Annotated in this window: 14 protein-coding genes and 2 pseudogenes; 3 read left to right on the top strand and 13 right to left on the bottom strand. The window is 66.4% G+C overall.

Going from position 1 to position 11,033, the window contains the following annotated elements; genetic code table 11:
- Positions 1-251, top strand: a 251-nt coding sequence (locus IT40_RS29315; protein ID WP_166443851.1) for a hypothetical protein, incomplete at its 5' end; no start/stop codon positions are given.
- Here the strand turns inward: IT40_RS29315 and IT40_RS18800 are convergent.
- From IT40_RS18800 to IT40_RS29675, 6 genes and pseudogenes are all read right to left on the bottom strand, one after another.
- Positions 252-964, bottom strand: a pseudogene (locus IT40_RS18800) (amino acid ABC transporter ATP-binding protein); the annotation flags it as partial.
- The gene (locus tag IT40_RS26900; protein ID WP_052096134.1) at positions 961-1,479 is read right to left on the bottom strand and encodes an aminotransferase class V-fold PLP-dependent enzyme; all 519 of its coding nucleotides are present in this window, start codon (positions 1,477-1,479) and stop codon (positions 961-963) included. The gene IT40_RS26900 and the pseudogene IT40_RS18800, both read right to left, overlap by 4 nt.
- A 118-nt stretch (positions 1,480-1,597) precedes the next feature.
- Positions 1,598-1,846, bottom strand: a complete 249-nt coding sequence (locus IT40_RS28800) for a hypothetical protein (protein ID WP_052096133.1) — start codon at positions 1,844-1,846, stop codon at positions 1,598-1,600.
- A gap of 149 nt (positions 1,847-1,995) precedes the next feature.
- The gene (locus IT40_RS18790) at positions 1,996-2,232 is read right to left on the bottom strand and encodes a lysophospholipase (RefSeq protein ID WP_147307324.1); all 237 of its coding nucleotides are present in this window, start codon (positions 2,230-2,232) and stop codon (positions 1,996-1,998) included.
- 866 nt (positions 2,233-3,098) lie between these two features.
- Complete coding sequence (locus IT40_RS18785; RefSeq protein WP_036758309.1) at positions 3,099-3,899, bottom strand: SDR family NAD(P)-dependent oxidoreductase; 801 nt, start codon at positions 3,897-3,899, stop codon at positions 3,099-3,101.
- Positions 3,797-4,720: an acyl-CoA dehydrogenase family protein gene (locus IT40_RS29675; protein ID WP_036758307.1), complete on the bottom strand. Its 924-nt coding sequence runs from the start codon at positions 4,718-4,720 to the stop codon at positions 3,797-3,799. The genes IT40_RS18785 and IT40_RS29675 overlap by 103 nt, the downstream gene beginning before the upstream one ends.
- Here IT40_RS29675 and IT40_RS18775 point away from each other — a divergent pair.
- Together IT40_RS18775 and IT40_RS30910 are read left to right on the top strand one after the other, a co-directional pair.
- Entirely contained in the window at positions 4,666-5,085 is a 420-nt protein-coding gene (locus tag IT40_RS18775; RefSeq protein WP_084197272.1) for a TraB/TrbI/VirB10 family type IV secretion system protein, read from the top strand. The two genes, IT40_RS29675 and IT40_RS18775, sit on opposite strands and share 55 nt — an antisense overlap.
- Positions 5,086-5,087: 2 nt before the next feature.
- Positions 5,088-5,270 (top strand): annotated as a pseudogene (locus IT40_RS30910) (DUF2274 domain-containing protein); the annotation flags it as partial.
- 27 nt (positions 5,271-5,297) lie between these two features.
- On the opposite strand, the gene IT40_RS30905 reads toward IT40_RS30910, so the two are convergent.
- The 7 genes from IT40_RS30905 to IT40_RS18745 all read right to left on the bottom strand — a co-directional run bounded on the left by IT40_RS30905 (position 5,298) and on the right by IT40_RS18745 (position 11,008).
- Positions 5,298-5,693, bottom strand: coding sequence for a LysR substrate-binding domain-containing protein (locus IT40_RS30905; RefSeq protein WP_084197276.1), 396 nt, complete (start codon positions 5,691-5,693; stop codon positions 5,298-5,300).
- Positions 5,694-5,842: 149 nt separating this feature from the next.
- Positions 5,843-6,004: a hypothetical protein gene (locus IT40_RS27785; RefSeq protein WP_425011783.1), complete on the bottom strand. Its 162-nt coding sequence runs from the start codon at positions 6,002-6,004 to the stop codon at positions 5,843-5,845.
- Between the two features lie 333 nt (positions 6,005-6,337).
- Entirely contained in the window at positions 6,338-7,030 is a 693-nt protein-coding gene (locus IT40_RS18765; RefSeq protein ID WP_036758302.1) for an ATP-binding cassette domain-containing protein, read from the bottom strand.
- A complete protein-coding gene (locus tag IT40_RS18760) occupies positions 7,030-7,794 on the bottom strand; it encodes an ABC transporter ATP-binding protein (RefSeq protein WP_036758301.1) in 765 nt (254 codons plus the stop codon). Before IT40_RS18760 ends, IT40_RS18765 begins: the two co-directional genes overlap by 1 nt.
- Positions 7,791-8,738 carry a branched-chain amino acid ABC transporter permease gene (locus IT40_RS18755; protein ID WP_036758300.1) on the bottom strand — a complete coding sequence of 316 codons (948 nt, stop codon included), beginning with the start codon at positions 8,736-8,738 and terminating at the stop codon, positions 7,791-7,793. Before IT40_RS18755 ends, IT40_RS18760 begins: the two co-directional genes overlap by 4 nt.
- A 3-nt stretch (positions 8,739-8,741) precedes the next feature.
- On the bottom strand, positions 8,742-9,641 hold the full coding sequence (locus IT40_RS18750; RefSeq protein ID WP_036758298.1) for a branched-chain amino acid ABC transporter permease: 900 nt from the start codon (positions 9,639-9,641) through the stop codon (positions 8,742-8,744).
- Between the two features lie 68 nt (positions 9,642-9,709).
- The gene (locus tag IT40_RS18745) at positions 9,710-11,008 is read right to left on the bottom strand and encodes an ABC transporter substrate-binding protein (RefSeq protein ID WP_036758296.1); all 1,299 of its coding nucleotides are present in this window, start codon (positions 11,006-11,008) and stop codon (positions 9,710-9,712) included.
- Between the last annotated feature and the right edge of the window lie 25 nt (positions 11,009-11,033).

Below are 11,033 nucleotides of genomic sequence, written 5' to 3'. Positions count from 1 at the left end.
CCCGCATCGCCGCGCTGATCGAGGCGCGGTTGCGGCGCCATGCGGACGAGTTGGCCGCCGATCTCGATCCGGCCGAGGCGGCGGCGATGCTGGAGGCCGTGCTGGAGACCGCCGCGCACCGGGCGCTCGAGCAGCATCCCGCCGGCCTGCCGACCGCAAGGCTCGCGGCCCAGTGCCGGCGGATGATCATGGCCTATCTCACATGCCCGGCGGGGCCGCTTGAATGGGGCAGAGGTCGTACGGATCAGTGAATGACCTGCTGCAAGGACTTCCGCGTGCGGGCTTTGCGGGTTGGCGAAGAAATCGCCGGGCACCGTTTCTTCGATCTTTTCGCCGCGATCCATGAAGACGACTCGGTCGGCGACCTGCCGCGGGAAACCCGTCTCATGGGTGACGCACAGCATGGTTATGCCCTCCGCGGCCAGTTCCACCATGGTGTCGAGCACCTCAACCATCTCGGGATCCAGCGCCGAGGTCGGCTCGTCGAAGAGCATCACCCGCGGCTGCATGCACAGCGCCCGCGCGATGGCAATGTGCTGCTGCTGGCCGCCGGAAAGCTGGCCGGGATGCGCACCTTGGTCAGGCAATGCATCGCGCGCTCCTCCGCCTCGGCCTTGCCGAGGCCGCGCGACTTGCGCGGGGCGATGGTGCAGTTTTCCAAGATGGTCATATGCGGGAACAGGTTGAAGGGCTGGAAGACCATGCCAACCTCGCAGCGGATGGCAGCGACGTCCTTGGTGTCGCCGGTCAGCCGGTGGCCATCGACCAGGATCTCGCCGCTGTCGTGCCGCTCGATGCGGTTGATGCAGCGGATCAGAATCGACTTTCCCGAGCCCGAGGGGTCGCAGATGATGATCTTTTACGCCCTTCGCGGGCTCCAGGCTCACATCGCGTGGAAATTGCCGTAATGCTTGTTGGCCTCGGTCAGCCTGATGACGGGGTCCGCGGGAACGGGGCTGTTCATGGCCGGAAACCTTTCTGCTCCTGGATCTCGGCGACGCCGATGCCCTCCAGCAGTTCCAGCGCCCCGCCCAGCCCCGGCACGGCGGGCAGGTTGAAATTGCCGGTCTCGAACCGGCGGGCGGTGCTGGCGATGGCCATGTTGTCATGCCGCGCGATCAGGTCGGCGGGCGGGTTCTCCCGCGTGATCGCGGCCATGTAGCTGGGCCGGGCATCGACCACCTCGCAGTTCCAGTCAAGAAAGCCCAGCCCCTGCGGCAGCAACAGCCCCTTGCGCGTGCCCGAGCCGACGAAGGGGACGCCGGTCTTCTTGACGTCCACCAGCACGACACCGATGCCCTGCATCACGTCCACCACAAAGAAAATCCCGCGTTCCCGGCACAGCCGACCGACACTTTCGACATCGAACGGATGCCCGGCATGGAAGGCCACCAGCGACATCGGGACGGTGCGGGTCCGCTCGCCCAGGTGCCGCTCGAAAAAGGCGCCGTCCACGACCTCGTCCACGACCTGGGGCATCGGCAGGAAGCGGGTCTCGGCGCCCTTGCGGGACAGGTTTAGGCGTAGTTGGGATGATCGCCCTCCAGCATCAGCACCTCGTCCCCGGCGGCCAGCGGCAGGGCGTTGGCGGCGATGGTCATCGCCTCCGAAGTGTTGCGATCTCTTCGCGGGCGGCATTCACGAATGCAGCCGTTTGGCCGCGCACCGCCTCCATGCCGGCAAGCCATTCGGACTTGGGACCGGCAGTGTCGAAGGACCAGGCGATGAACGCCTCGAGCCGCTCTTTCGCCGGCACCGACAGCGGTGACTGAAAGCCCGCATCCGGACAGGTCATCCGCTCTACCGCCGGGGAAAGCCGCCGCACCGCGGCAACGTCATAGGACATGGATTGCACCCCGTGGATCGACCGTCAGCAAGGCGCTCCCCCTTGATGATCAATTTCCCTGATCAATGATTTGGCGGCAAGCTCGGCGCGGAACGGGTCGCAGCGGCGGCTCTGACCTTGACGCACCGCCTCTGCGCTTCAGCGCGAGCTTAGCCCATAAACCTGGCGAGGTATGCCAGCGCCTTCTCGGGGTGGCGGCCGAACCAATGGTAGCCGTCCTCGCAGTGCTTGGTGGTGCCCTCGATCCAGTGCAGCTCCTTGTCGGTGCTGCCCAAGGCGTCGAACGCGCCCTGCCCGTCGCTCGGGTTGTTGATGAGCCAGTCGTCCTTCACCTGCCACAGGAAGACAGGAAGCCTGACGTTCGGAGCCCAGATTCTGCCGGACATGGACCTGCCAATCTCCGTTGCCAGTCCCGCCGACGACACGCGCCACTCGCTCTCGCCGCCCATAACGCCGTGAAAACATGGACCGGCACTCGGTGCCGTCGCAAAGATCCTGAATTATGCTTCGCATGGATCTTTGAGTTTTATGTAACTACGCCCCTTTGGGGACGCTCGAATGATGAGGGATTTGGCCTCCGCCGGCAGGGTATCAGCGCAGGTTGCGCCAAGAGCCGATCCTCATGCCATGAGGAACCAACCAGGGACGGGCATGACATCGTCTTTCTCGGCTTGGATACTTCAAAGGCCGGCACGTCGTGGCACCGCGGAAGGGCCGCCACGGGGACGCCTTGCACGATTGGGCGCTGGCTCCCCGCCGTGGCGCGGCCAGGTGTGCCGGAGGAACGTCAGGCTGATCTGCGCCGCTACCTTCGTGGTCGAGATCGGCGATAGGTGTCGTCTGCGAACCGGCGCCAATTGTGGCCTATCTTGCGTGGGCGCCTTCGAAACGCTCCACCGGAGACGGCAGGATCACGCGCACCGGCAATGCCCGGATCAGGAGCGTGCTGGCAAAGAGCGCCTGCGCCCACCGCTATCCGGCCCAGGTCGGGACGAAGAAATACGGCGAGGCACGCCATAGGCCGGAGGAGGTGCCCCAGATCGCCGGAAAGGCGCAATCGCGACCGACGAAGCGCTGCCCGGCGTTGATCGCATGCGGCAACCGGAAGACACCCTCGCCACGAGGGCGATCGCATGAGGAGTGGCGGCATTCACCCAGGCGATCACGCGATTGACCCCATCGGTCCGCGATCCTGCGCCGGGCAAACCACTCCGATATCCGCTTCTCCCTCTTCGTTGCTGTCGCGACCGTCTCAGTGCAGGGTCAGCCCGCCGGTGGGGCTGAGCACGGCGCCCGTCAGGTAATCCGCATCGCTCGAGGCCAGGAAGGCCACGACATTGCCGATATCCGCAGGCGCCGCCACCCCCAGCGGGCTGCGTTGGATGACGCGCTGATACTGCTTGCGGTGATGTTCCGAGACAGCGCCTTCGCGCTCGAACGCCGCCTCCCAGGAGGGCGAGTTGCGCACCAGCGTGACGCAGACGCAGTTCACCCGGATCTTCTCGGGCGCGAGTTCCCTGGAGAGCAGTTTACTGACCTGGATCAGCCCGGCCGAGAAGGCCGAGATGCCGGTCTGGCCTGGGGTCGGCACCCGGCCACCCTCGGAGGTGACGAAGACCACCGATCCGCCGCCGCGCTGACGCAGAGCGGGGATCGCGGCCTGCACCACCCGCAGCTTGCCCAGCAGGGCGCGGCCGACGAAGCCCGCCACCTGCTCGAGGTCGATGCCTGGGAACGGCCCCCGCACCTCGGGCGAGCGTGCCTCGTCATCGCTGCCGCCGGCATTCGGCACCACGATGTCGAGCCCGCCGAAGGTCTGGACGGCGGTTTCCACCGCCGCTTCCATGTCGGCCTTGTCCCGCACATCGCCGGGCGCGAACACCGCCTTGGCCCCCAACGCTTCGATCTCGGCAATGGCCGCCGCGGCCTTCTCGGCGCTGCGGCCGTTGATCACCACATGGGCGCCGCGCCCGGCCAGTGCCATCGCCACACCGCGGCCGATGCCGCCCGTTCCGCCGGTGACCAGCGCCACCTTTCCATCCAGATCCGCCATATCGCTCCTCTTTCCATCCTGTTCAGTAGTAGCCCGGCCTGCCGCAGCCCGGCCAGTTCGTCGTTCGTCACGCCCCAGGCCCGCAGCGCCCCGGCGGCGCCGGCCGGTCGCGGAACCATCCTGGCGTGCGGCTGAAGCGCGGCGCAACCCCGGACTGCAGCACGCCCTCGCGCGCGGCCAGCGTAGCGCGGCCAGCGTGGCGCAGGCGCGGGCGCGCAGATGCAGATGCGCGGCGGTCTCCTCGATCGAGAGCACCGGGGTGATGCGGGCCTCGGCCGCACCCGCAGGGCGGCCCATTCGGTGCGGCGGCAGACGCCGGCGGCGAACTGTTCCCGCAACACCTGCCGCATGGCGCGGGTCTTCAGCTTGGTGATGTTCAGCCCGGCATCGGGTTCGGTGATGCCGAAACAGGCCATGGCCCTGCCCTGGATCATCGGCAGCAACATGCGCTGGCGTTGCTTCTCGGTGCCGAACAGAACGATGGGCGCGAGGCAGAGGATGTCGAGATGAATGGCCGAGGCCGCCTGCACCGCACCGCCCGATTCTGTCATGGCCCGCAGGAAGATCGCTGCCTCGGAGATGCCGAGGCCGGCGCCGCCATAGGCCTCGGCCGAGGGCACGCGCACCGCCTTGTCCATCGCCGCCCCGTTGGCGCGCAGCTTGAGCCCGGCGACATCGCCGAGCCCGGCCACCTGCTTGCCGGTGGTCATCACCGTATAGGGGCGCAGCGACGAGACGAACAGCACATGGATGCCCTGGGGCTTGTATTCCTGTTCGTTCAGCAGCCCGCCTTCCTCCGCCAGATCCCAGAACCGCGCCATCGCCTCGCAAGAGGTCTTGTAGGCTGATCTTTCCCGATGGCCGCTCCCTGGTGCTGGAACGCTCGCCGGGCGCCGATGCGCAGAGCTTTACCGGGCTCGAGGACGGCGTCGATTACCGCTGTGCGGAAATGTCCAAGGCTGCCGGTCTCTCGACCGTTCTCGCCATCGGCACCGAGATTGGCAGCAAGGACGACGATCCCCTGGTCCGCGCCACCCGCGAGCGCGCCGACGGGATCATCACCGATGCCGGCCAGCAGATCGTCGAGCGCCGGTTGCAGATCGCGCCGACCCTGACCATCCGGCAGGGCTTTCCGGTCGGGATTCCGGTGACGCGGGATTTGGTCCTGGAACCACAGGGAGGTTGATCATGGTAAAGCTGAAGCTCGGACCCGTTGCCGATGACAAGCCGATGAAACTGGCCATCGAACTGCCCGCGGCGCCGTTTCTCGATCTTGTCGCTTACGGGCAGATCCTTGGGCGTGAATCCGGAAGGACGCCCGTCGTCGCACCGATGCCGGAGCGCCTCGTCATCACGGATCGGGGGTATGCAAAGGCGAGGCGAGACAGGCGGACCGGCTCATCGCAAGGCTATCAGGCCATTTTCTGGTCCGCGATTTCCGGCCTTCCGGCGTGCCATTTCAAGGAGCCGCCGTGCGACCGGGTTCGCGTGGGGTTGAGAGCATACCGCGCTGAACCTGACCGGCTCCTGGAGTTCCGCCAGGGGGACGGACCCGACGCCCTCGCGTCTCTGCTGGGCCGCCGAAGACAGCAGCAATGCCACGCAGAAGCCGTCGGACACCATGTCGAGAAGGCTTTCCCGGCCGACGGACTGTATCCACATGCGACGATCACCCCCTCTGCCTGAGAGCTTCCCCTGGAAGTAGACGTCGAGTTCGGCGCCGGTCCCTCTCGACGGGACAAGGAACACCTCGCTGGCAATGACTTCCCAACGCGGGGTTTCCCGGTCGCGCAGCCGATGGCCTTTGGGCGATGCGCAGAGCGCCTGCTCGCTCCGCTATCCGGCCGTCTTGCAAGCCGAGACCTCCACGACATTCGGCAGGAACGCACGGATCTCTCCCAAATGATCGATATGCAGAAAATACTGGGTCTGAACCCACGAATTCAGCACCAAGGCATGGATCCCGAGGTCTGGCCAATATCGGGGTTCAGGCTGTTGGTTGGGTCCAGCTGCCGATGGAAGCCGGCCCGTTCCAGCTTGGCGCGAGGGAGATGGCCGACGTTGTGCTCGGCTGGGGATCCAAACCTCGGTCGCCGCGCCGGCATGGCAACGATGAAGGCCGCGCCTCTCATCGCCTCAACCACGGGTCAGGGTCCAGGTCGGCAGCAGGACGGCGGTCCGCCCCATCAGCCTCTCCACGGGGGCTTCGGCATCTGTGACCGCGTCCTGAAACGATGTCTGTTGAACCGAACGCCAGAGCCGCACGATCGTCAGCTAGCAACGACCGCGCTGGGAGGGGCTCGGCAGAATGCCCGCTGCACCCAGCTGCCTGTTCAGGTCCCGCAAGGGTTTCCGGGCCGGCTTTCGACCTTGTCTCGTCCGGCAAGGTCGCAAATGCATTACCCTGTCGCCAGTGTTCCAGGATGATGCGCATGGCTTCAAGCATGCTGCAATCCTCCGACATCGCCAGGCGACGCGAGGCTTTCTATTTCGCCGCGCTCGATATGCAAGGTCGCATCGGCGATGGAGTTCAGCAGCTTGGGGCTGGATTCCGTGACCAGAATGGCGATATCGCGCTTGTTGCTGTGCAGATGGGCAAGGGTGCGGGCATATTCCAGCGCCAGCGCGGGGGCCAGGCCCTGGAACGGCTCGTCCAGCAGCAGCACCTTGTCGGCCAGCATCAACGCCCGGCCCAGCGCCACGATCTTGCCCTGCCCACCCGACACGCCGCCGCCCGGCCGCGCCCGCATAACCGCCAGTTGCGGCAACAGGCTGTAGACCTCGTCCAGCCTGCGCGTGCGCTCTGCCGCGGACATCCGCCGCACCAGGGCGGGGACAAGGATGTTCTCCTCGACCGTGAAATCGGCGATCAGGCGCCGGTCCTCGGGGGCATAGCCGATCCCAAGCCCGGCGCGGGCGTGTCCCGGCAGCGGCCCCAGTTCCGTTCCGTCGATGCGAACCGAGCCGGCCTTCCACGGCAAAAGCCCCATGATCGCGCGCAGGGTCGTGGTCTTGCCCGCCCCGTTGCGCCCGACCATCACCGTGGCCTTTCCCGCCGCCAGCGAGAAGCCGACATCGCGCAGCACCTCGACCCCCGCGATCTCGACCTTCAGATTCCTGACCGTCAGCATCACACCACCCCCACGACGCTTTCCAGAACCTCGGGATTGCTCATCACCTCGGCGGGTGTTCCCTCGGCCATGACATGGCCGGCGTTCCAGACCACCACCCGGTCGGCGTATTTCTGCACCACCTCCATGTCGTGCTCGACGAAAAGCGCCGAGAGACCGCGCCGGCGCATGGCGTTCATCAGCGTCTCCATGATGCGGAAACGCTCGATCGAGGACACGCCCGAAGTCGGCTCGTCCAGCACCAGCAGCTTGGGGTTCAGCGCAAAGGCCAGCGTGATGTCGGCAAGCTTGCGCAGGCCCTCGGGCAATGTGCCGGTCATCGTTTCGGCATCGGCGGCAAGGCCCAGCAGCTCCAGCACCTCCATCGCCTCGTCGCGATAGGCCCTGCGGTTCAGGGGCGTCAACCCCTGCCAGATGCCCTCGCGCGCAGCGATGGCCAGCATCAGGTTGTCGATCAGGCTGTGATCGGTGAAAAGCTGCGGGATCTGGAAGGCGCGGGCGATGCCCTGGCGCGAGATGCGCCGCGGCGCCATCCGCGTGATGGGCCGCCCGTCCAGCCAGACATTGCCGCGATGTGGTTTCAGATAGCCGGTCACAAGGTTCAGGAAGGTGGTCTTGCCGGCGCCGTTCGGCCCGATGATGGCGACGAACTCGTTCCTTTGCAGGGCGAAGTCCACGCCATCGGCAGCCTTGATCGCACCGAAGGAGATCGCAAGATCCTCGGCCCGCAGAAGCGGCTGCGCGGATGCGGAATTGCTGGTCACAGTCCGGTCTCCTTGGTCGAGCCGCGGCGAGCCTCGATCAGGCCGTAGATGCCGCGGGGAAGGAAGAAGATGACGCAGATCAGCGCCAGGCCGATGATGAGGTTCCAGGCCTCGGCGGCCACCCCCACGGCGACGGTATGCAGGATCTCCAGGAAGACCGAACCGATGAAGGCCCCGGCGACCCCGCCGATGCCGCCCAGCACGGCGGTCAGCACCAGATGGCCGGATTCGGTCCAGAAGGCGAACTCCGGCAGCACGTGGCCGATGCTCATGGCGGCCAGCGCGCCGCCCAGGCCCGCCAGCGCCGCCGAGATGGTGTAGGAGGTCAGCAGGGTCTGCCAGGCCGAGACCCCCAGATATTCCAGCCGGACCTCGTTGGTATGGATCGCCGACAGGGCATGGCCCAGCGGGCTTTGCAGATAGCGATGCACCAGCCAGCCCAGCACCACCATCAGCAGGATGCAGAGATAAAACAGGAAACCGTCGAAGGCCGCCTTGCCCGGCGCCCAGCCCAGCACGGTCGGAACCGCGACGCGCAACCCGTCCGTGCCGCCGGTGATGCCGTAGAGCTTGGAGGTCAGGGCAAAGATCACCATCGACACGGCAAGGTTCAGCATGGCGAAGAAGATCGCCCGGTAGCGCACCAGGAAGGCGCCGAAGACCAGCCCCGCCAGCGCCGCGACCGCCGTCGAGGCGACCAGCAGCAGCACGAGGTCGCTTACCCCCGCCTTGCTGCCCAGAAAGGCCGTCGCATAGGCGCCGATGGCGAAATACATCGCATGGCCCAGCGAGATCAGCCCGCCCCGCAGCAAAAGCGCGACGCCGAGGGCGGCGAATCCCTTGGCCACCGCCAGCGTGATGACGAATTTCAGGTGGGGAAAGGCCACGGGAACCAGAAGCAGCAGCGCCAGCGCCGCGACAAGCAGGGGAATGGGTTTGCGCATCGCTCAGATCCTCCGGATGGCAGGCTTGCCGAACAGGCCATAGGGCCGGACCAGCAGCACGATCAGCATCACGAGATAGGGCGCCACCGCATCCAGTGCCGGGAACAAATAGATCGCCAGCACGCGGGCCGCCGCGACGATGACCGCGGCCAGTGCCGCGCCCTCGACCTGGCCCAGCCCGCCGATGGCCGCGACCGCAAAGGCCAGGACCATGGTGTCGGCGCCAAGGCCCGGCGCGACCCCGGCGGTCGGCGTCGCCAAGGCACCGCCAAGCGCCGCGAGAAAGATCCCCAGCGTGAAGGCGATGGTGAACATCCGCCGCGTGTCGATGCCCAGCGCCTCGGATATCTCGCGGTCGGCGACCACCACCGCCAGCAGCCGGCCCATGCGGGTATGGCCGATGAACACCCGCATCGCGACCAGCGCCACGACGGCCAGCGCGATCAGCAAAAGCTGATAGTTCAGGTAGATGATGCCGCCGATCTCGATGCTGCCCAGCAGCGCCACCGGCGTGTCCTCGTAATAGGACGAGACGCCGAAGACCAGCCGCTGCAAATCCTCGAGGATCAGGAACAGGCCGAAGGTCATCAGGATCTGCACCGCCTCGCCGCGGCCATAGGTCCACTGGACCAGCGTCCGCTCGATCAGCGGGCCGAAAAGCGCCGCCACCAGCGCCGCCGAAACCAGCAACGCCGGAAAGGTCAGCCAGGGATTGAGGCCGGCGCTGACGATCCACAGGCCGATGCTGGCCGAAACATAGGCGCCGATGGAATAGAAGCTGCCATGCGCGACATTCAGGATGCGCAGGACGCTGAAGACGAGTGTCAGCCCGAACGCCACGAAAAAGATGAGCGCGGCATTGGCAAGGGCATCCACGAAAAGTGGAACGATGGTCTGGAACATGACCCTTCCTGCTGATGTATCGGAATGGAAGGCGTGCCGGGCGGCCATGGCCGGCCCGGCACGAGGCGCTAGTTATAGCTGCCCGGCCGGGGCAGGTCGGCCAGGAAATCGGGCGTCAGCGTGCCGATCCAGGCGATGGGATCCTGCCCCACCGGCGCCAGCAGCGCCTCGCCGTCATAGCGCACCATCCCTGTCATCACCGGCCGGTCGACGCCCTCGGCCCTGCCGACGGTGCCGATCACCTGGTCGACCACGCCGTCATTGTCGTCGCGGAAGGTGGTCGTGCCGGTCAGGGTCTGGACCGACAGCCCTTCCAGCGCGGCGACGACTTGCTCGCGATCGGGCCAGGCGCCGTCATTGTCCGATATGGCCTTTTCATAGGCGGCTTTCAGCACGATCAGGCTGTTGGCCATCTTGATGGTGGGAAAGACCGGATCGCTGCCGTATTTCTCGCGATAGGCGGCGGCAAAGGGCTCGGCCTCGCCGATGGTCCTTGCATCGGGCGACATCCACCAGCCGTCGCCCAGCACGCCGACGATGGTGCCTTCGGGCAGGTCGACCCGCTGCATCACCGTCTCGCCCAGCGCCAGCACCACCGCGCTTTGCCGGAACAGGCCGCGCGGGCCGGCCTGGCGCACGAAATTCTCCAGATCGCCGCCCCAGAGGTTCGAGAACACGACATCCGGCCGCGCCGCCGACAGGCGCGAGATCTCGGTCTGGTAGGTCGAGGCGCCGAGCTTGGGATAGAGTTCGGCCACGATCTCGACCTCGGGCCTGACCGCCTTCAGCGTGGCCTTGACGATCTCGGCCGCATCATGGCCGAAGGCATAGTCCGGATTGATGATGGCGACCCGCTTCACCTCGGGATGCTGCTGCAGGAAATACAGCGTATAGGCCATGAACTCGGCGATGGTGTTGCCGTTCGGGCGATAGAAATAATCCGGCTGGTCCTTGAGGAAAAGCTGGTGGGTGTCGCAGTTCCAGCCGATGGTCGGCATCTTCAGCTGGTCGGCCAGCGGCGACAGCGCCAGGCAATTGCCCGAGGACAGCGCCGCGATCATCGCCTGTGCCCTGCCGCCTTCGGCAAGGCGGCGATATTCGGCGATCACGCCTTCGGCACCCTGCGCCTCATCGACATAGGTGGCCGAGACGGGCACGCCGCCGATGCCGCCCTGGGCATTGATCCTTTCGATCATCAGTTCGGCGCCCTGCTTGCCCGGCAGGCCATAGGCGGCCGAGGGGCCCGACAGGAAGGTGAATACCCCCAGGTCGAGGCGGGCGGGCTTGTCCTGCGCCCAGCCCGCGCCGGTCATCAGCGCGGCTGCGGCGGCAGCAGTCATGGCAAGTCGAAACTTGGGTTTCGGCATGGTGAGGTTCCCTGTTGGCAAGTCC

It is taken from the genome of Paracoccus versutus (assembly GCF_000763885.1).
Classification (GTDB): Bacteria; Pseudomonadota; Alphaproteobacteria; order Rhodobacterales; family Rhodobacteraceae; genus Paracoccus; species Paracoccus versutus.
This window is presented reverse-complemented; position numbering and strand designations above follow the sequence as displayed.

Bases quoted from the DNA above. Each gene is read 5' to 3' on its own strand.
- IT40_RS28800 (WP_052096133.1), bottom strand. From the start codon at position 1,846: ATGTCCTATGACGTTGCCGCGGTGCGGCGGCTTTCCCCGGCGGTAGAG.
- IT40_RS27785 (WP_425011783.1), bottom strand. From the start codon at position 6,004: ATGCCGGCGCGGCGACCGAGGTTTGGATCCCCAGCCGAGCACAACGTC.
- IT40_RS18755 (WP_036758300.1), bottom strand. From the start codon at position 8,738: ATGCGCAAACCCATTCCCCTGCTTGTCGCGGCGCTGGCGCTGCTGCTT.
- IT40_RS18750 (WP_036758298.1), bottom strand. From the start codon at position 9,641: ATGTTCCAGACCATCGTTCCACTTTTCGTGGATGCCCTTGCCAATGCC.
- IT40_RS18785 (WP_036758309.1), bottom strand. From the start codon at position 3,899: ATGGCGGATCTGGATGGAAAGGTGGCGCTGGTCACCGGCGGAACGGGC.
- IT40_RS26900 (WP_052096134.1), bottom strand. From the start codon at position 1,479: ATGCCCCAGGTCGTGGACGAGGTCGTGGACGGCGCCTTTTTCGAGCGG.
- IT40_RS18745 (WP_036758296.1), bottom strand. From the start codon at position 11,008: ATGCCGAAACCCAAGTTTCGACTTGCCATGACTGCTGCCGCCGCAGCC.
- IT40_RS18765 (WP_036758302.1), bottom strand. From the start codon at position 7,030: ATGCTGACGGTCAGGAATCTGAAGGTCGAGATCGCGGGGGTCGAGGTG.
- IT40_RS29675 (WP_036758307.1), bottom strand. From the start codon at position 4,720: ATGGCGCGGTTCTGGGATCTGGCGGAGGAAGGCGGGCTGCTGAACGAA.
- IT40_RS18790 (WP_147307324.1), bottom strand. From the start codon at position 2,232: ATGTCCGGCAGAATCTGGGCTCCGAACGTCAGGCTTCCTGTCTTCCTG.